The organism is Grimontia sp. NTOU-MAR1, from assembly GCF_035758505.1.
Taxonomy (GTDB): domain Bacteria; phylum Pseudomonadota; class Gammaproteobacteria; order Enterobacterales; family Vibrionaceae; genus Enterovibrio; species Enterovibrio marinus.
In genome coordinates this window covers 689398-708771 of the sequence record NZ_CP142109.1, presented here as the reverse complement: position 1 = coordinate 708771, position 19374 = coordinate 689398, and the positions used below count along the sequence as shown (strand labels likewise).

Genomic DNA, 19374 nt, shown 5'->3' with positions numbered 1-19374 from the left:
TCGAATTAACCATGCAATGGAATAATAAGTTACTGTTTAAATATCAACTTACTCGTCATTTCATCTTTACCATTTCACTTTAATAAAAATCCGTATGCGGAATAGTTGCCAAATTTCCTCTACACACTCATTGATAAAAGCCAGCTGTTTTAACGTAGCTGAAAACACGTAGGTATTTATCGCTGTTACCTCTAACCCATAAATACAAATTGGTGAACAAATAAATGAAACCGAAATTTCATATGCTATCTCTTTGTGTCACGATCGCAGTAACTTCGCTACCCTCTGTTGCTGCAGAACGGATTAATCTTGAACTTCCAAGCTTTGCCAAAGCGGACAATCAGGTTGAAGCATTGCTGGAAGGTCAGTCCTACATAGAGGGCTTTTCAGGAAGAGACCTTAGTGGTAACGAGGTGGTAAGAATCAGTCAAACCTATCAAGGCCTTCCCATTTATGGAGAGAGCTTCGTAGCAAATAAGGGGCAACTAGGACGCCTCAGCGGCTTTGTTGGGAGCGCTATCACTGGTATCGAACAAGACCTCCCAACAACAACACCCTCAATTAGCGATGATGAAGCCCTGTCAACCTTACTTACACTTAAAGGGCACGAGCTATACCAGATCCAATATCCCGAAAAGCAGCTCATGATTTGGTTGGACGAAAATGATATCGCCCACCTAGCATGGAAGGTCTCCTATGTTGTTTACAGCGATAAGCCGACACGCCCCATTAGCTTTATTGACGCAATGTCCGGTAAAGTTCTGGACAGCTGGGAAGGCCTAAATCATGCGCAAAGCACAGGACCGGGTGGAAATCAAAAAACCGGCCGCTATCACTTTGGTACTGACTATCCTGCGTTTGACGTTACGCAGTCAGGAAGTACATGTTATTTAGACAGCGAAAACGTCGAAACTCTGGATATGAGACATCAAAAAAGTGGCGGTAGTATCCATAGCTTTAACTGCTTCGAAAACAGTGAACGAGAAGTCAACGGCGCATACTCCCCGCTAAATGACGCTCATGCCTTCGGACAAATTGTCTTCAATATGTACAAGGAATGGTACGGTATCGCACCCATCCGCCAGAAATTGCGTATGCGCGTTCACTTCGATCGAAACTACGAAAACGCTTTTTGGGACGGCCAACAAATGACATTTGGAGACGGTCAATCCTACTTTTATCCTCTCGTTTCTCTGGATGTTGTTTCTCATGAAGTTAGCCATGGTGTCACTCAGCAGAACTCCGATTTGGAATACAAAAATCAGTCGGGAGGCATTAACGAAGCGTTTTCTGATATTGCAGGCGCAGCAGCGATTTATTATCTGGAAGGAAGCTACAACTGGAAAATTGGCGACCGGATCAAGAAAGGCAGTGGTGCCATGCGTCATATGGATAACCCTCCACTGGACGGAAAATCCATTGGCCACGCTAAAGACTACTATTCAGGGATAGATGTACACCACAGCTCTGGAGTGTTTAACAAAGCCTTCTATCTATTGGCCACAAAGCCGAATTGGGATATCCGCAAAGGGTTTGATATTTTCCTCCGAGCAAACCAACTTTACTGGCAAGCAAGATCAACGTTTGACCATGCTGCGTCAGGCGTTTTCAATGCCGCCAGCGACTTGGGGTACTGTGTCGATGATGTCGTTGACGCCTTCCAACAAGTGGGGGTCGCTGCTGGCAGCAAAACTGGTGAGCACTGCAAAGACGTTTCTCCTGTTGTTGATGCTTCTTTCTCACATAAAACCAATGCACTAACCGCATTATTCAGCAACCTGTCGACAGGCCCGATTGCTTCATATCAATGGGATTTCGGTGATGGCCGCTCTTCTTCTCAGCAGAGTCCGTCACACACTTATGCGACAAGTGGGACTTATTCCGTCTCGCTGACAGTCGCTGATAGCAAGGGGAACAGTGACGTTGCAGTTAATACGGTAACAGTGTCTGATTCAGACAGTTCATGTTCAGTTGCTGCTTGGGATCCCAATAAGAGCTATTCCTCAGGTGATATTGTGAGTTTTAAAGGTAAAACGTACAAAGCGACTTGGTGGTCTACTGGCGCACAACCAGATCTTTACCCCCAAGTCTGGTTGGTAAACGGAGACTGCCATACATCACCGGGAGATAACCTCCCTCCTGTTGCAGATTTCAGTTTCTCCGCTTCAGCGCTGACCGTCAGCTTCCAAAATATATCGACCGATGATGCTGGCATTGCTAGCCACACATGGCAGTTTGGGGACGGCACTGAGTCATCAGAAAAAAGCCCGACGCATACTTACCAACAGCAGGGTAGCTATGAGGTGACGCTAATTGTGGCCGACGTCAAGGGGCTGACAGATAAGAAAGTCACCACGATAGTGGTTTCGAAAGACAATCCAGTACCAGAGTGTTACGCCGCCTGGCAACCAGGTACGGCTTACAACACTGGTGATCGCGTTCTCCACAAAGGCAACGTGTACCAAGCCAAATGGTGGACGCAAAATGAAGAACCCGGTACGACGGGCGAGTGGGGAGTTTGGGAGAACTTGGGGCAATGTTCTTAACTCTATCATCAAAAAGAGCAGCTTAGCTGCTCTTTTTGACTGAGCGCTCAATAAGATCAAGCTATCACTGAGCCTTGATAAGAATGGAAGTATCCATGCGCCCAAAACCTTGAACTTGGAGGCGGGCGTATTTTTCGTCTACTTCTTTGGCCAATGGCAGTTCGAGACCTTGGCCTGCCGCTTCATCCAGACAGATCCCTAAGTCTTTTCGCATCCAGTCAATGGCAAAACCAAAGTCGAATTTGTCCTGCGTCATAGTGACGGCACGGTTTTCCATCTGCCACGAACCTGCGGCACCGTGCTTGAGGACATTCACCATCTGTTCAATATCCAGACCTGACGCCTGCGCAAATATCAATGCTTCACTCAAGCCCTGCAAGATACCTGTGATACAGATTTGGTTCACCATTTTGCAACGTTGGCCCTGACCATTTTCACCCATCAGAACCGCTTGCTTAGCGTAAGCATCAATAACAGACTTCACAGCATCAAATACCGCTTGCTCGCCGCCACACATTACGGTTAATACGCCATTTTCTGCACCTGCCTGACCACCAGAAACAGGCGCATCAATAAAGTGGATACCTTTATTCTGACAAGCGGCAGCGAGTTCTTCAGCCAACGTTGCGGATGTAGTGGTGTGATCTATCAGCACACTTCCTGCTCTCATGCTGGCCAATACGCCGTCGTCACCATAAATCACGCTGCGCACATCATCATCATTACCTACACAGACAAATACCACATCACAATCTTGTGCCGCTTCGCGGGGCGTTAGAGCGAATCTACCTTTATATTCATCAGCCCATGCTTCAGCTTTGGCTGCCGTGCGGTTGTAAACGGTAGTCTCGAAGCCTGCATTCTTTAGGTGACCAGCCATCGGATAGCCCATAACGCCGAGACCGATAAATGCGACTTTTTCCTGAGCCATGATAAATTCTCCTTTTGGGTATTTGTTGATGTCTGTAAAGGCGATTGTTTAACCATTCCGAAGCGACTATAATTGCATCAATTGACATATGTCAATTATAAATAATGACATAATTAAACTATTTCAATTATTCGCACCTTTGGTCATAATTTAATCCATACCGCGAGCAGGCACAGAGAGCACCTTTTGAGTGAAACCAAATTCAAAGACATTGCCAATCAGATAACGTCAAGAATCGAACAAGGGTTCTACCCTGCCGGCGCCAAACTGCCGCCTCACAGGGAATTGGCCAATGAACTTGGCACCACGCCAGCCACCGTTTCAAAAGCCTATAAGCTGTTGGCGCAGTCGGGGCGCGTTGAATCATTTGTTGGGCGTGGCACCTTTGTTCGGGACAAGTCTGCTCTTAGTCAGGTTATCCAACCTCAACATCAAGAATTAGATTTTAACTTTTCTATTCTCCAGCCCTGTTTGAGTTTGAACCTCAATGCACTTACCCAAGCATATTCTCAGGCAGCTGAAACCCTTTCACCGACGTTACTGGCGTATGCTGATGACTCAGGCCATTCTGCCCACCGGGCGGCTGGAGCAATCTGGATGCAGAAACATGGCCTTCAATCTGCAAGCTCCGAGAATGTACTACTAACAAACGGTGCACAGCACGCATTGTCGCTCTTAGTTGAAACCCTCACAGAGCCCGGTGACACCGTCGCGGTCGAAGCTCTGACGTACCCTGGCATGCTGGCGATTGCCAATCTCGCTGGACGTGAGGTTGTCGGTGTCAACCTTGATGATGATGGTCTCTGTCCCAAACATTTGAGGAAGATGATCAAGCAGCACTCCCCGAAGCTGGTTATCTGTATTCCGTCACACCACAACCCGACAGGCATCACCATGTCTGTTTCAAGACGTCAGGCAATCGCCGACGTCATCAAAGCCTCTTCAGCCTATCTGGTCGAAGATGACATCTATGCCTTCTTGAACAATACTCCTATCCCAGCTATTTCTGATCTGCTGCCGCAGCAAAGCATCTATATCACCAGTTTGTCGAAAGCTGTCAGTCCGGCGATGCGCTGTGGTTATATCAAAGCACCAGATGCCTTGCTGCCTGCTCTGGCAGCTCATATCCGCGCCAACATCTGGTTGGCTTCTCCCATTAATTTCGCGGCTGCGACAGGCCTGATTGAACAAGGTACCGCCTTTGAGCTGACCAGTGCACAACTTCGTGAGGCAGAGCATCGCCAAACCGTGGCAGCAGATATCCTCAAAGACTTTTACGAAACAGCGTCTGGTTTTCATATCTGGTTGAAGTTGCCAGAACATTGGCAGGTAGACCGATTGGTAGAAGAAGCGAAAAAGCGTGCGATTCTTGTCAGTCACGGCGGGTATTTTTCAGTCGGTGACACCCCTAATTGTGTCCGACTGTCGCTAATGTCTATCAGCTCAAGAGAACGATTTGAAGAAGGGCTAGGCCAATTCGCAGAATTATTGGCCAGCAAGCCTATCCCATTCAGTGATTTCCTGAATTAACGACACCGGAATAAAGCACCTTTGGAATGAAAGTGTTACTCTAACGGCGAAATTTCCCATGAGAATTGAAAAATGAGCAAACTAACTGCAGACGTTCAGGCAAATCTAATGTTGTTCGTTGAAGAAACCAAGCGCACTAACGTGGTTTGGGGTCTGAAAAACGAAGAGGAAGGCTGGCTAGCTTGTGACTCGAGCGAGTTTGAAGAAAGCGAAGTGATGCCGTTCTGGTCTTCGAAAGAAGACGCTGCACAGCAAAATGTAGATGAGTGGGCTGATTTCGAAATCACTGAAATCCCACTGGATGTGTTTGTTGAAGACTGGCTCATCACGCTGGATGAAGACGGCGTGCTAGTTGGTACCAACTGGAATGCAGAGCTGGAAGGCAAAGAAATCGAGCCTTCCGAGCTGGCGAAGATGTACCTGTAAGAGGTATATCCTTCCCAAAAAGCCGCGAGATTGCTCGCGGCTTTTTCTTCAGGCGAAGATCCCTTTCAGCCTTGGCGTCCAGTTTTCTACCTGCTGCGTTTCGATACGCTTGTTGACGGTACGAGTCCAACTTGCTGATAGCCCTTCCTGCGCAGCAATTAATCTAAGCCCTTCAGGGTTCAATGGGTCACCAAAGTAGTAATCGCAGGTTTGTTTGATGGTCAAAGCGTTTTCAGCGCGCTCAATCAAAATCAGTGGCTCCGCAGCACTGACAAACCCCGGCTTGATCACACGATACAACCAGCCACATTTGGCCGTTTCCTGCATCACCTCTGAAAACGTCTCTACACCCCAACGCTTGTTGAGCTTGTAACATGGCGAACGGGGTTGACTCACTTGAATCACCGCGTTACCCCACTGGTATTTATCGCCAATGCAGACATCGTTTTCTGTCATACCTTCGGTGCTGATGTTTTCACCCATTCCTGCTGGCTGCCAGTCAGCCGTATTACCGAACTTCACGTGCCAAAAGTCATAGTGCTCAGAGGGATACTGATGTAGCGCCCTCTCAACACCTCCATGGTGTTTATCAGACTCGCACTCATCTCCTTGAAGCCCCAGTGCGGATAGGAATATCTCCCCTTCAACCGGCTGCTTTCCCATGGCGGTCATCATGCCAAACTGACTTTTCACTTTTCCGGTAAAGACCTTGTTAATGGGATACATTTTTTGCATCGTCCTTCCCTGTCATTCGTGGTTCGAGAATTCGATTTTCTTTTTATTGTCGAGCGATTGCAGAAATGCCGTCATGTCTTCAACATCCCGCTCATTGAGTTTGACACCAAGTTGATGCCACGCTGTATCGCGCACAGCCTGTTCCAACGAAAATACTGCGCCATCATGAAAGTAAGGAGAAGTCTTGCCGACATTTCGCAGCGTGGGAACTTTAAAGATGAAATTATCTGCGCGGCTTCCCGTAACCGACGCTCTGCCCTTATCGACTTTATTGGGATAAGGGTTCACCAAGCCCATTTTCATGAAGAGTTGGCCTCCCATCAAAGGGCCATTGTGACAAGCATGACACCCGGCTGTAACAAACCGCTTCATCCCCCTTACCTCCTGCTCTGAGAGTGCGTTATCGTCACCCATCAGCCAATCATCAAATCTGTCTTGTGTTACCAGTGTTCGTTGGAACGCCGCCAAGGCTTGAGTGATATTGTTGAACGACAGAGCATTCTCATCATGGGGGAAAGCTTTATCAAACTGGGGCTTGTAGCCTTTCTCTTTCAGTCGAACCACAGCCTCTTCCTCAGAAGACATCGCCATTTCAAGTGGATTCAGGATGGGGCTTTTCGCTTGCTCACTGAGTGTTTTCGCTCTGCCATCCCAAAATTGTACAAATTGGAAACCTGCATTCCACGTAGTAAGGCTGTTTCGGGTACCCAGTTTTCCCAATGCCCCCACGGAGACCGATAACGGCTCTGTACCAGAACCCGATTTGTCTAAATCATGGCAACTATTACACGACTGACTTCCATTGCCAGAGAGTGCGGTTTCAAAGTAAAGGTTTTTACCCAGTTCAATCTGCTCTGGCGAGTCTTTCTCACTGCCAGGCATTGAATGCGGCATAACACCAAATACACTTAAACCTAATTGCCGGAGATCATCCGATGCCATGACATTCAACGAGAGCAACCACAAAAATGCTAGTGCTGCTTTGCTCAACCTTGCCAAACTGATTCTTTTCATCTGTATTTTCCTTTCGCTGAGGATAGGAAATACTTAACATATGGTTTTGACTCGATACAGCCTATTTAACCGATGGTGTGTCACGAAATTATCAATCGCTACAACTCAAACCGACTTGATACTGAACTAGTTGATTGATACGCAAGGGAATCTTTACAGAGACTTCTGAATGGGTGGGGAAAGGTGAAAAATAAGGGGCGATATTTCGCCCTTTATTCTCAATTCTGCTATCTAAGCTGTTACAACTGGACTCCCGATCGCCACCCTGTCAAAAAGCGCAACCCCAGTTAGCTTAGAAACTTCGTCAAGGTACTGGCGGACATTCCCTGGGTAGCGCAGATCTTTCGTTAGCGTGTAGTTACGCAGGAATGGGAAGATATTAATGTCGTCATAGGTCAGCATATTGTTACGCTGTGAAGGCGGTACTAACCAATCCAGTTTCAACAGTTCAACATTCAGCTTGGCGATGTACTCTTCACTGCTAGCAAACGCTTCATCGAAAGACATCTTGATCATGGCTGATTTGTTTTTCGTGAACCAAGATTTGGCCTCTTCACTCTGGAATTCAGGCAATTCGATCATCATCCAACGCGGATAAATTAGACGGGAGCCAAACTGTCCTGCAATGTTCATCCAAGCCGTAATGCGTTCATCCAAGGTACCTTCCGAAAACGCAGGTGTACCATCCAGATTGTCAAGGTAAGCGGCGATATCCAAACTCTCCGCCATGTAGCTGCCATCATCTTTTTGAAGGATCGGAACCAGATTCGCTCCGACTTTTTCAATACGTGCATCCACGTCGTGGTTTTGTAGGTAGACAAGCTCCAGATCCACCTTCTTTAAGCCTGCAACCATCATCGCTTTTACGCAAAACGGGCAGTGGTCAAACACAAACAGTTTCATGAGACATCCTTTTTGAACACTTTTGTGGCACAAATATGACGCGCAGATTGTAATGCGTTTTCTCCCAAAGGAAAACGAAGATGTTTCATGCAGGATCACACCGCGATTAATTCGCAGTTGAAATTCCAAGCAATAAAAAAGCCCTTGAAGGGCTTTTCAACGTCTTTCAGGCTATTCGAGTGGATCGGTTGGAATCCAGCAATCGTCAGCTTCATCACTGGCATCTGATAACACCACCAGAAGCCCCATATCAACCATTTCTTTAAGCGTTAGGTCGTCGGCAAGATGCATGGTTTCACCACGCTCATTTTCCAGTTCCATATCACTCACTCCTCAACGGTGATTCACTAAAGATAGCAGTCGAAAGGAGCTTAAAGCGGGTTTTCTGAACCCGAAAAACTGAGTAAAAGGCAGTGTCTAAACCTCCACTTTTTTGGGTGTTCGTGTAAACAACAGATAAATAAGCGGAACCGCACAAACAAATGGTAGCATCACTAAATTCAGGGTCTGCCAACCCAAAGTCACTTCAAGGTTACCCGCCATCAGCGCCGTCAGGGTAACGCTGCCAAACACGGCAAATTCGTTGATTGCTTGGGCACGCGGCTTATCCTGTGGTAGGTAGGTCTGGGTGAGCTGACTGGTTGCACCGATGAACATAAAGTTCCAGCCTACACCCAGCAGCACCAACGCAATACGGAAGTGCCACTCAGAAACACCGTTGAGATTCACGAGAATACAGCCGACAAAAAACAGGCTCCCCAGGAGAATCGTCATGCGCGCGCCAATCTTTCCAATGATGTTGCCAGTAAAAAACGAAGGCACAAACATGCCCAGTACATGCCACTCAATCACCAATGCGGCCTGTTCGAAGTGGAAGCCGTGTTTGTGCATGGCAATCGGTGTGACTGTCATCAGAAGGTTCATTACCGCATACGCGACAACGGCGGCAATAACGGCCACAAGATAACCCGGAGCCTTCAGAATTTGCCCTACCGGACTTTGTGCAGCTTGGTCCTGCGGAGGTATAGCTGCAGGTAAGGCGATGAAATTCAGAACCAGAAGCGAGAGGATATAAAGGACGGTAATACCGATAAAGGCACCACTGAAGTGGGTGCCGGGCAGCCAATGTTGGCTGGCAATAGCAAGGTTAGGCCCCAGAACAGCAGCCAATACGCCACCGGCCATGGAAAGCGAAATTGCCTTGTCACGGCTTTCCGGTTCACTGACTTCTATCGCCGCAAAACGGTATAGCGTGCCAAACCCTATGCCGATACCCAACAACAAGGTGCTAAAGCAAAATAGCCAAAAGGCCCCTTGCTGCAAAGCATACACACAGAGTAGTGCCCCAAAAATGCCTATAATATTACCGAGCCGGAAACCGTTCTTTCGCCCGATTTTCGCCATGATGAGAGACGCAGGAATCGTCGCCATCATCAATCCAACAAATTGAGTAGAAACAGGCAGCGTCACCCAAGTATCGCTGGGTGAGAGTTGCTGGCCTATCAACCCATTCACAGAAATCAGCACAATATTGCCGCTCATTAGTAGGGCCTGACAAAGTGCTAACAACCAGACGTTTCTATTCATTTCATGAAATTCCTGAAAGACAGACGAAGTTTCGAGTATCCCGCAGCATGTGAATGACAGCAACCTTTTGCCCCAACTTTATCGACAATCAAAGTGAAGACTCCCAGCGATACTGTCATTCGGAAAGTCAGTTCTTCCGTCAAAACCGCACCACAGATGGTGGCGTAGGTGACGACATTTTTCCTAGAGCAATTGATATACCCAAACAGCGCGAAGAGGCAGGATCCAGCGAGATTGACTGGCATTGTGATCGCGACGTTCCGCTGAAGGTGTAGCCATCTCCTTCAAAAAGGAACAACAATGAGCACGACGTTAGTCAACTCGCCCTAGGGGCTCTGAATTCAACAACCTTCAGGTTGTTCGGGTATCAATTCAGGTCACTATTTGATGATACTCCGGCTCAATCGGTTGCCGCCTTCACCATTAACATCTGGTTTCATTCCGAGACATCACCACTCGAATCTATTTGATATTCAGCTCGCTTATTTCAAAATCAATTCGACCCACTTCAATCTATTGAATTTAATTGGTGAAACGCGCCATGAATTCTGGGCAATTCGTTGTTTTTTAAATCATCGCTAATAACATATTCCTGAGTTAAGTTGTTTTTGGAAACTAAAGCCTTGTCAATCAAATTAAGCCGTACGACAAATACGGCTGGCATTATCAACTCCCTTTGGCAAACCCCCAGCGTCTCTCGTATTGATGTCGCAGCAAAGCTTGGATTGGATAAATCTACCGTGACCAAAACCGTCAACCACCTGCTGGATATCGGGATGATCCTCGAGCAACCGCAGATGATCACAGGCAAAGGTGGCCGTCCCAAGGTTTCCCTCGTCTTCAACCCCGAATTTGGCGTACTTATCGGGGTAGACGTCAACTCTGACACATTGAAAGTTTCCGTCGTCAACTTGCTTGGCCAAGTGGTTTACCACGACATGCTTCCTATCGATACTCAGGCACCCATAGACAAAGCTATGTTGGATGCCCTTGTCCCCTGCGTCGATGCCATTCAGAAGCTCTTCCCGAGGGTGCTTGCAATTGGCATTGGTATGCCTGGTATTATTGACCCCGATACAAGTCAGTTGCATGTCTCCCATGCCCTTTCAGTTCGCTCGCCAATTAACTTTGCGCCGCAGTTTAAACGTCTATTCCCCTTCCCTGTTTTTCTGGATAACGATGCCAATTGCGGTGCATGGGGTGAGTTAATGCAGCAACGAAGCCTGCCGTATGATCACTTCCTCTATGTATTGCTCTCTACACACCATGCCCGTGAGCTGTATCACCGTCTTGGCATCGGTGTCGGCGTTGTCCTCAACCGTCAGCTTTTCTATGGAGAAAACTACATGGCGGGCCAGTTTAACAGTCAGGAGTTTATGAGGGGCGCCGAACCGACGCCTAGTGTCATCATCGAAGAATTCTCGGCTCTTGCCGTGAACATATGCAGCCTGATGAGCGTTCGTCGCATTGTCATCGGAGGGAACGGTCTATCATTTGGTTCAGAACTTGCCGCCTCACTCCGCAAACATAGCGACTCCCTGTCCGGTTCCTTGATTATCAAACCAAATATTGAATTCTCATTGCTGGGGCCTCAAGCCGCGGCAATGGGTGCAGCATCAATGGCATGGCAGAAATTGCTCACGCCGGAACTGAAACTGGCTGAGAGCCTGAACCTGCCCCAGAACGGTAATCTTTCGATTTAGGGTGAATGACAAGGAAGTCTGATGGTAACCATTTTTCCCGCACCAAAACGCTACTTTCCCGGATACGCCAGAAAACACGTCAGCGTTTCAAGCATCATAACGACATGTCCGGTCAATTTTGGCGCAAGACTGCATCATACCGCACTCACTTACCGGCACGATCCTGCCTTGCCGGAACAAGGCTTTCGGATAAGCTTCCCAGATGATGGCGTCGTGATTGAATACAGCGATCTTCCAGGTATTCGTTATGCACACCTTGCTTTGAACCAGCTCATTGATACTAATGCAGCGGTCAAGGAAGACGCTGTCATAGAAGATTGGCCAGACTTTCCCACTCGCTCCGTGTTGCTCGATATCAGTAGGGACCGAGTACCAACCATGAGCACACTTAAAAGACTGATTGATTACTTTAGCGCATTGCGTTTCAACCAGTTCCAGCTTTATACCGAGCACACGTTTGCCTATCAGAAGCATGCAACGGTATGGCAAGATTACTCGCCAATGACAGCGGAAGAAATTCGTGAAGTTGATGCTTACTGCCAGCAAGTCGGCATTGAACTTGTCGCTAATCAAGCGGCATTCGGGCACATGGAAAAATGGCTCTGTCACCCTGAATATCAGCATCTGGCCGAACAAACCACAGGCTTTCAGGATCAGCGTGGTGATTTCAGACCCGGCGCATTTGGCCTGAACCCCATCAGCGAGCAAACCGCTATTTTTGTGAATGAATTACTTTCGGAAGTCACCCCTAATTTTTCCAGCGATATTATCAATCTTAACTTCGATGAAACCATGGATTTGGGTGTGGGTGCCAGCAAGTCTGCCTGCGAAATTTTCGGTAAAGGCAAGGTCTTTCTCAACTACCTCAACAAAGTGTTGGAAATTGCTGAGTCCAAGGGAAAACAATGTCAGATTTTCAGTGATATGCTTTTCCGTTACCCAAATCTTATCGACCAACTCCCCGACAACCTCACCTTGTTGAACTGGGGCTATGAAGCAGACCACCCTTTTGACGCTGAACACAAGCAGCTAGCCCTTTTTGGCTACCCATTTCATGTGGTCGTTTCCACTGATTGCTTTGCATCAGTTGCCGGAAGATGGAGTACTGCGACAACGCATATGCGTCGCGCAGCCAAATCCGCGAAGCGATTTAGGGCTGACGGATATATGGTGACCGAGTGGGGCGATATGGGTCACGGTCAACAACATGCCATGCCAATTCCAGGTTATGCCTTCGCCGCTGCCATGGCTTGGGGGGAAGAGCAGCAAACTGACGATGATATGACCATTCCTGTTAGTTGGTATTACCCTGATATCTCTGATGTTGAATTGAGCACATTGATCGCTCTGCAGGATATTTACCGCTCGACGGGTATTGAAACACCCAACTGTGCTTTTTTTGGTCCGATCTTGTTTGATCAACAATCAGGCCGTCATATTAAGCGCATGAAGGGACTAGCGATCAATAACCTCGACCATACACTGGCCGAGCTGAAAAGCTGGAAAGAGAAACTTGCTCCGCTACCTGATAATGAACTCAGAAATGACCTTCTCTGGACTGTAGATGCACTAGAAATCGGCTGTTTCATCGCGCAAGGCTATGGCGAGGGGGAACATCGTGACGTTCAGAAATTTGGCGTCGAAAGGAAACAAATGCTGCAAGCAAGATTACGCCCGCTGATTCAAGGTTATCGTGAGCTTTGGCTAGAGCATTACCGTCCAGGAGGCATGGCGCAAAGTAGCAGTCGTCTTGAGTACTTGTCTTCGCTGTTGAGCCTCCACGAAACAAATGAAATTCACTAGGAGAAGCTCTGTGAACACCGCAGACAACGACATCAAGAGTGCGATTGAAACACTGAAGCTCACTGACAAGGTAATCTTTGCCCACTGTGCAATGCGCTCTTTCGGCAGATTGGAAGGGGGCGCAAACAGGCTGCTCGAGTTATTTCTTTCTGCAGGATGCACAGTGGTCGTACCAACATTTACCTATTTTCCTATGTGCCACTCGCCTGAAGGTATCGAATACGCCCAAAATGGTTATCGTGGTGAGCTTGAAATTGACCCGTCGCCGTATGATGCGGACGCAAATGACATTGAGCCCTCAATGGGTGCTTTCGCCAAAGCAGTGCTAAACCATCCCAATCGCATTAGGACGGAGCACCCGATGAATAGCTACTCAGCAGTAGGTCCGCTCGCTGAAGCGGTACTCGCACCACAAGATGACTTTAACGTCTATGGTGTTTATCAGTCCACTGAGACCCAAAACGCCGTCGTGCTATCAATGGGTGTCACGCCAAACAGCATCACAGCAATCCATTATGCCGAGCAACTGGCAGGAAAAAGCCTGTTCCGTCGCTGGGCGCTAACCTCACGTCGTGGCGTGGTAGAAACCTGTGTTGGCTCATGCTCCAATGGCTTTACCCATCTTACGCCCTATTTGAGCCCTATCCAGACAGAAAGGCGAGTCGGTGAAAGTTTATGGTTAGCCTACCCACTTCTTGCACTGCTTGAAACATGCACACTGGCGTTAATTGCAGACCCTGCTATCACACGTTGCTCGGAGGATTGTCCACGTTGTGAAGACATGGCAATTGGAGGCGCAAATACCGCCAACTGGCCTATGAAATTGATATTTTCGATATCTCCATTTCTACCCTTAAACTAAATTTGTGACAACGTCACTCTGGGGTATTTTTTCTCTAAACCCCGAATAAATTCGTATACCAGCCCGGATACTGAAAGAATTTTGACGGATTTAAATTTTATGTCTACTTTATTAAACACATGTAACTAAAATAGGACAATGATAATGAAAGGAACGCATAACAATATCAGTTACATAGTGAAGGTGAACAAACGCGAAGACCTAGGTGGGTATGCTGCCTCGTTTTCTTTTACCTCCTCTGCAAACCAGGGCGCAGAAGAGTCTAAAGCCTATGAGCTGATGAACTCAGACAAATCGCTGTCGATTTTCAAAAGTCAGGAAGATGCAACTCATGCCGCAGAACGATGTGCGATGGTATGCATTGATGATGGATTTATCGGATAAACCAGATGTATCAATAATACAAAAAGGCATCTCTATGAGATGCCTTTTTTACATTTCTATCAGTTTATGCCGCTTCCGCGGTTTCAAGCTTCTGCGATTTATCAAACATCAGCTTGTAACTCATGATGCCGATAACCAGTGCTTTGATAATCATCATCTGAGGATTGCCATAGTATGCAGCCATTCCGATGAAACCTGACAGCAACATCAACTTGCGGTAGTTGGTTAGCGTAGTCATGTAGAGCGCCAAAAGGATGATACCTAAGTCAGCAAACTGCAGCGCTACTGGTAATGTTGGATCAGCAATGAAAGCTGTTACCGCCACATAAGCGATATAGATAATGCCCGCTGCCATCACGCCACTCAACGCAAGAATCACTGATTTTGACGCGTTGGTGAAGTCTTTCACATAACGGTATGTATTCAAAGACGCTACCGACAGGTTCAGGATAACTTTCGGCCACCAACCCATAAGGAATGCCCACAGCGTGTCATTTGCTGCGGAGCCAAATGCAGCAAAACGAGTAAATTTCATGCTGTTGAAAATCGTGATAGCAATATAAAAAGCAACAGAGGTCCATCCTAGGATTTCTGTGATGAGATCTAACGTCATTCAGGGTACTTCTCTTACAGGTGAGCGTGATTCGCTCAAAGGTGTGTTTTCCATAACCGACAGCCATACACTGCCGAATCTTTAACCACCTAATAACGCGATTGCAGACGGTTATCAGGGCAGATCCTGATAATAAAGTGATATTGATGTACTAATCAATGAGTATTTTAGGTATTTATGAGGCGAAAATGTACAGGCTTGATGCTTTTGCGCATCAAGCCTAAAGGGTCTTCTGGGTAAGATACTGAATCCACGACTGACTTTTATCCGACGGTTTCAGCTCATTAGCCCTTTTAGCATGGAGAAGCGCTTTATCGAACTCGTTAAGTTTGTCATAAGCTAACGCACGGGCAAGTTCAACGTCAGGCGCTTTTTCCGGATTGTTAACCCTCTCAAGTAGCGATAGCGCTTTTTGGTATTGACCATGTTGAAGTGACAGTTGTGCAGCAACCCAATAGTATTTCGGCGCGTGATAAGCAGCGCGTTCCCAAGCAACAATGGCCTTGTCCCATTCTTTGGCATGCTGCCAATAGGACGCCTCCATCACCAAGCGTGTCGTGTCTGCCTCAACTTGATTCACTTCCGCCATTACCGCTGCAGCTTTTTCCGGTACGCCCTGTTGTTGGTATAACTGAGCCATCATCACCTTCTCAGAATCAGACAGCGTTATACCTTTGCGTGTAGCCAGCACCAGGGTATTGAGCATCTGCTTTTTGTCGTTCAAGCGTTGGTAGCTGCCCACCAGCTGTATCCACCAGGTTTTCTTACCCGGTTCAATCGCGATCAATTGCTTCAGCGTACGGGTCGACCCTTTCCAGTGTTTAAGCTTCAGTTGCGAACCCAATTTCAACGACAAAGAAGAGGGCTTAGCAGATGCTAGCTTCAAGTGGGCATTGATACCTTTAAGCGCTTTACTGTACTGTTCATCCTGATAATGGGCCTGAGCAATTCGCAGCCAAATTTCACCTCGATCTTTCTGGCGCAGTTCTTTCGATGTTGAAAGCGGATAATAAAGCCGTAACGCATCCTGATAACGCGATTGGGTCATTAGCAAATCTGCAAGCATTCGCTCTGAAGCACGCTGTGCCTCTTCGTCCAATACTTTGCTGTTTACCGATGCGTACAAAGCGTTGATAGCTTTAAGCGGTTGCTCTTTTTGCCAGTAAACTACGCCTAGCATACGGTTCACGAAAGCTTTGTCGTACTCCGTAGGTGTGCCAACACTTTCCAGCACTAACGCAGCTTCTTTCCACTGCTCTTCAGCTTGGAATTCAAGTGCTTTCTGCACTTGTCTTGCGGTCATGGCCGATAGCTGAGCTGCTTGCACATAAGGCAAAGACAAAACACTCATTAGCAAAACAAGCACTGAACAACGGCTGATTATCTGTTGAATGAGACGCTTCATTTTGTCAGAACAAACTCCAGCTTTTGTGATTGGCCAGGCTGCGATACCGCTTTACCATCGATAAGCAACGGAGTGTATTTCCATTTTTTAATAGCTCGTATCGCCTCTCGGTCAAAGATCCGCTTTGGCGAAGCTTCTATGATCTTTATGCCTGAAGGTCGGCCCTCTTCATTAATTGTAAAGCTCACCACCACATACCCTTCGATACCGCGCCGCAGGGCTTTAGTCGGGTAGCTGGGCTGAATACGCACCAGAGGCATAGCAGCCTGATTACCCTGTCCAAATGAAGGGGTCAGTTCTCCCACTGCGGGAGCGGGTGCAGCTTTAATGGCCGGCATATTGATGCTCATACCATCCACCTGCATATCCATAGCAATATCCGGCATCACAGGCTGGATAGACGGTGCAGTTGCTAATGCAGTCGGCGCGCTCATTTGCATGCTTGGCGGCGGAGGTGGAACGTCAGGCTTCGTCGGTGCGACGCGGTCACGGCGTTCTATCTCGCTTTCAGGCTCAGTCATGAATACATCAAAGGCCAATGGCAGGCCTTCGTCTTTTAGTGAGCCGGCAGGAGCCGCAACCATGGTAGCCATGAGAGCAAAAAGACCAAAAGCACTCAGCAGCCCCATCGGTAGTGCCAATAGCATTCGCAGCATTAGGGTTTCTCCGCTGCCAACGCAATCTTCACGATACCAGCGCCCTTCGCTGCATCGATCACTTTTACGACCGTTCCACTGTAGGCGTGCTCATCGGCCTGTATGACCAGCGATGCTTCGGGCTGCTCGCTGACTAAACGGGTCAGCGTGGATTCGACACGCTCTTCATCAACCCTTGTTTTGTCGATGTAGATGTCATTGTTTGCCGTTACTGCCACATAGATACCAACGCTCTTTTGTGCGGTGGCATTGCTTGCAGTAGGACGGTTCACATCCACCCCTGATTCACGGACAAAGGTGCTGGTAACGATAAAAAAGATCAGCATGATGAAGACGATATCGAGCATCGAAGTCAGATCGATTTGAGCATCTTCACGCTGTTTTTGGTGACGTTGAAATCTCATGCCTGACTCCTTAGTGCCTGAGCCAATGATGCCTCACGGCGCTCACAGGTTTTCTGGAGTCTGGCATGGGCAAACAGCCCTGCCAACGCAATCACCATACCTGCCATGGTTGGCAGAGTCGCCAGTGAAATACCCGCCGCCATTGAGCGGGGCTCGCCCGTCCCTTCCAGCGCCATCAAGTCAAACACCGAAATCATCCCTGTCACTGTTCCAAGCAGACCGAGCATTGGGCAAATCGCTACCAAAGCTTTCAGGAAATTGAGATTACGATAGAGCTGAGTACGCGCTTCAAACAACCAACTTTCACGCATAGACCGCGACACCCATGAGGTTTTGTCTTCCCTTGATTGCCATTTCGCAATAGTTTGCTTTTTCAGGCCCGGAAAGGCGGTAATGAGAAACAGTAAACGTTCAAACACCAACAACCAACTCAGGGCAGCGACTAAGGCTAACCCCCAAAGTACAGGGCCGCCTTGCGTCATAAAATCGCTAAGAGAGAGCCACCAATCATTCATGCCGGGCAACTCCAGAACGGTCACTTCTGTCATGCCAGCTTCACTATTGGTTGAACGGTATTTGAGGCTTCAGACTGCTCTGCCACTAAGCTGACCCCGACTTTCTCCAGCGTGCCGCGCAGTGTATCTGCCTGCGTGCTGAGGATATTGTGAGCAAGCAGTAGCGGGATAGCAGTAACCAAACCCAGTACAGTGGTCACCAATGCCATCGAGATACCGCCCGCCATAATCGTGGGGTCTCCGTTACCATATTGGGTGATCACCTGGAAGGTTTCAATCATCCCTGTCACGGTGCCCAACAGACCCAACATTGGGGCGAGCGCGGCCAGCAGTTTGAGCATCGACAGGCCTTTCTCAAAATGCTGTTGCTCATCCATGATGGCTTCCATCAAGCGAAGCTCCAGCGTATCAAGAGAGCGGTCAGGCTCATTGCGGTGCACATTCAGGATTCGACCAAGCGGGTTGTTGCCCGGCTGCATTGGCATTTTGATTTGTTTGGCGATGGCAAGACGCGCACGGAACATACTGAAGCCACGCACCAGAGCAATGATAAGTCCGACCGCCAACAGTGCTGCAATGATTTTCCCGACGACACCACCTTGCTCAAATCTGTCTCGCAATGACGGTGTATTTGCCAGTTGTTTGATCACAGTGCCACGGGTTGGATCCATCAGCGCAAGGTCTCCAATTGGCAGTGAAGAAATCGACGCGCTGTTCAGTCCCCCATCTACAACTGGAAGCTCATTAGCTTGCTGGCGGGTACTGTCCCATTCTAAGTAACCGTCATTGTTAACGAGGCTAATGTTGCCGAGACGCAGAACCTCCTGAGGTGTCACCACGCCGCTACTGTCACGTACACTGACATTTTCAGACCCAATCTCGCCACTATTTTTAAGCTCTTGCAGCATGCCTTTCCAGAATGCCGTTAACGTTGGCAAAGAAGGTAAGGATTTCGCATCGGAGATAGCATCCAGAGCATTGTCCATACCAGCTTGGTTGATGGTTGCAGGTGCGTTATAACGTTCGGCATTCACTTCCCGGCCCGCCTGACGCACCACACCAAACACTTCACCTAGACTACCGGTTTCCAATCTCAGTGTTTCTTCCAGCGCAGCCAACGTTTCTTCATTGAAACTGAATGCTGCACTTAGCTGCTCCGTTTCTGTTTCCAATGCCACTTGTTGAGCCTTAAGCTCAGCAAGTTTGGCTTTCAACGTTTGCTCAGTCGCACTGAATCCAGATTCGCGGACGACATTATGCTGTTCTGATTCGGCTTGAGCCGTTTTGGTTTCACTCACCAAATCCGCAGTGACGGGCGCACTAAGCAGCATGGCGCTCAGGGCAAATACAGAGAATG

At 48.0% G+C, this 19374-nt stretch carries 20 protein-coding genes; 8 read left to right on the top strand and 12 right to left on the bottom strand.

All coding sequences use genetic code 11. The features are described 5' to 3' along the window. Positions 1–224: 224 nt before the first annotated feature. Positions 225–2546, top strand: a complete 2322-nt coding sequence (locus tag VP504_RS21130) for a PKD domain-containing protein (RefSeq protein WP_325895324.1) — start codon at positions 225–227, stop codon at positions 2544–2546. 64 nt (positions 2547–2610) lie between these two features. Here the strand turns inward: VP504_RS21130 and VP504_RS21125 are convergent, their stop codons facing one another. Next, entirely contained in the window at positions 2611–3477 is an 867-nt protein-coding gene (locus VP504_RS21125) for an NAD(P)-dependent oxidoreductase (protein WP_325895323.1), read from the bottom strand. Between the two features lie 186 nt (positions 3478–3663). Between VP504_RS21125 and VP504_RS21120 the strand changes: the two genes are divergently transcribed. Then, positions 3664–5007 carry an aminotransferase-like domain-containing protein gene (locus VP504_RS21120; RefSeq protein WP_325895322.1) on the top strand — a complete coding sequence of 448 codons (1344 nt, stop codon included), beginning with the start codon at positions 3664–3666 and terminating at the stop codon, positions 5005–5007. A 72-nt stretch (positions 5008–5079) separates the two neighbouring features. Next, positions 5080–5433, top strand: coding sequence for a DUF2750 domain-containing protein (locus VP504_RS21115; protein WP_325895321.1), 354 nt, complete (start codon positions 5080–5082; stop codon positions 5431–5433). A gap of 48 nt (positions 5434–5481) precedes the next feature. On the opposite strand, the gene VP504_RS21110 is transcribed toward VP504_RS21115, so the two are convergent. From VP504_RS21110 to VP504_RS21090, 5 genes are all read right to left on the bottom strand, one after another. Further along, entirely contained in the window at positions 5482–6168 is a 687-nt protein-coding gene (locus VP504_RS21110) for an MOSC domain-containing protein (RefSeq protein WP_325895320.1), read from the bottom strand. Between the two features lie 12 nt (positions 6169–6180). After that, a complete protein-coding gene (locus VP504_RS21105) occupies positions 6181–7182 on the bottom strand; it encodes a cytochrome-c peroxidase (RefSeq protein ID WP_325895319.1) in 1002 nt (333 codons plus the stop codon). 231 nt (positions 7183–7413) lie between these two features. Then, positions 7414–8085 carry a glutaredoxin 2 gene (gene grxB, locus VP504_RS21100; RefSeq protein ID WP_325895318.1) on the bottom strand — a complete coding sequence of 224 codons (672 nt, stop codon included), beginning with the start codon at positions 8083–8085 and terminating at the stop codon, positions 7414–7416. A 171-nt stretch (positions 8086–8256) separates the two neighbouring features. Beyond that, positions 8257–8406 carry a hypothetical protein gene (locus VP504_RS21095; RefSeq protein WP_198159540.1) on the bottom strand — a complete coding sequence of 50 codons (150 nt, stop codon included), beginning with the start codon at positions 8404–8406 and terminating at the stop codon, positions 8257–8259. Between the two features lie 96 nt (positions 8407–8502). Then, a complete protein-coding gene (locus tag VP504_RS21090) occupies positions 8503–9672 on the bottom strand; it encodes an MFS transporter (protein WP_325895317.1) in 1170 nt (389 codons plus the stop codon). 53 nt (positions 9673–9725) lie between these two features. Here VP504_RS21090 and VP504_RS21085 point away from each other — a divergent pair, with 53 nt between their 5' ends. The 5 genes from VP504_RS21085 (at position 9726) to VP504_RS21065 (ending at position 14424) form a co-directional block, all read left to right on the top strand. Further along, on the top strand, positions 9726–9947 hold the full coding sequence (locus VP504_RS21085) for a hypothetical protein (RefSeq protein ID WP_325895316.1): 222 nt from the start codon (positions 9726–9728) through the stop codon (positions 9945–9947). A gap of 348 nt (positions 9948–10295) precedes the next feature. Beyond that, entirely contained in the window at positions 10296–11375 is a 1080-nt protein-coding gene (locus VP504_RS21080; RefSeq protein WP_325895315.1) for an ROK family transcriptional regulator, read from the top strand. Positions 11376–11396: 21 nt separating this feature from the next. Then, the gene (locus VP504_RS21075) at positions 11397–13178 is read left to right on the top strand and encodes a family 20 glycosylhydrolase (protein ID WP_325895314.1); all 1782 of its coding nucleotides are present in this window, start codon (positions 11397–11399) and stop codon (positions 13176–13178) included. A gap of 10 nt (positions 13179–13188) precedes the next feature. After that, the gene (locus VP504_RS21070; RefSeq protein ID WP_325895313.1) at positions 13189–14040 is read left to right on the top strand and encodes an AAC(3) family N-acetyltransferase; all 852 of its coding nucleotides are present in this window, start codon (positions 13189–13191) and stop codon (positions 14038–14040) included. Positions 14041–14184: 144 nt separating this feature from the next. After that, positions 14185–14424, top strand: a complete 240-nt coding sequence (locus tag VP504_RS21065) for a hypothetical protein (protein WP_325895312.1) — start codon at positions 14185–14187, stop codon at positions 14422–14424. A gap of 64 nt (positions 14425–14488) precedes the next feature. On the opposite strand, the gene VP504_RS21060 is transcribed toward VP504_RS21065, so the two are convergent. The 6 genes from VP504_RS21060 to VP504_RS21035 form a co-directional block, all read right to left on the bottom strand. Continuing rightward, positions 14489–15037, bottom strand: a complete 549-nt coding sequence (locus VP504_RS21060) for a hypothetical protein (protein ID WP_325895311.1) — start codon at positions 15035–15037, stop codon at positions 14489–14491. Between the two features lie 220 nt (positions 15038–15257). Continuing rightward, a complete protein-coding gene (locus VP504_RS21055; protein ID WP_325895310.1) occupies positions 15258–16442 on the bottom strand; it encodes a tetratricopeptide repeat protein in 1185 nt (394 codons plus the stop codon). Further along, a complete protein-coding gene (locus tag VP504_RS21050) occupies positions 16439–17098 on the bottom strand; it encodes an energy transducer TonB (protein ID WP_325895309.1) in 660 nt (219 codons plus the stop codon). Before VP504_RS21050 ends, VP504_RS21055 begins: the two co-directional genes overlap by 4 nt. Further along, positions 17098–17502 (bottom strand): ExbD/TolR family protein, encoded by a 405-nt coding sequence (locus VP504_RS21045; RefSeq protein WP_325895308.1) that lies wholly within the window; start codon positions 17500–17502, stop codon positions 17098–17100. The genes VP504_RS21050 and VP504_RS21045 overlap by 1 nt, the downstream gene beginning before the upstream one ends. Next, positions 17499–18050, bottom strand: a complete 552-nt coding sequence (locus tag VP504_RS21040; RefSeq protein WP_325895307.1) for a MotA/TolQ/ExbB proton channel family protein — start codon at positions 18048–18050, stop codon at positions 17499–17501. The genes VP504_RS21045 and VP504_RS21040 overlap by 4 nt, the downstream gene beginning before the upstream one ends. Next, positions 18047–19348 carry a MotA/TolQ/ExbB proton channel family protein gene (locus tag VP504_RS21035; RefSeq protein ID WP_442788943.1) on the bottom strand — a complete coding sequence of 434 codons (1302 nt, stop codon included), beginning with the start codon at positions 19346–19348 and terminating at the stop codon, positions 18047–18049. Before VP504_RS21035 ends, VP504_RS21040 begins: the two co-directional genes overlap by 4 nt. Positions 19349–19374: the final 26 nt, after the last annotated feature.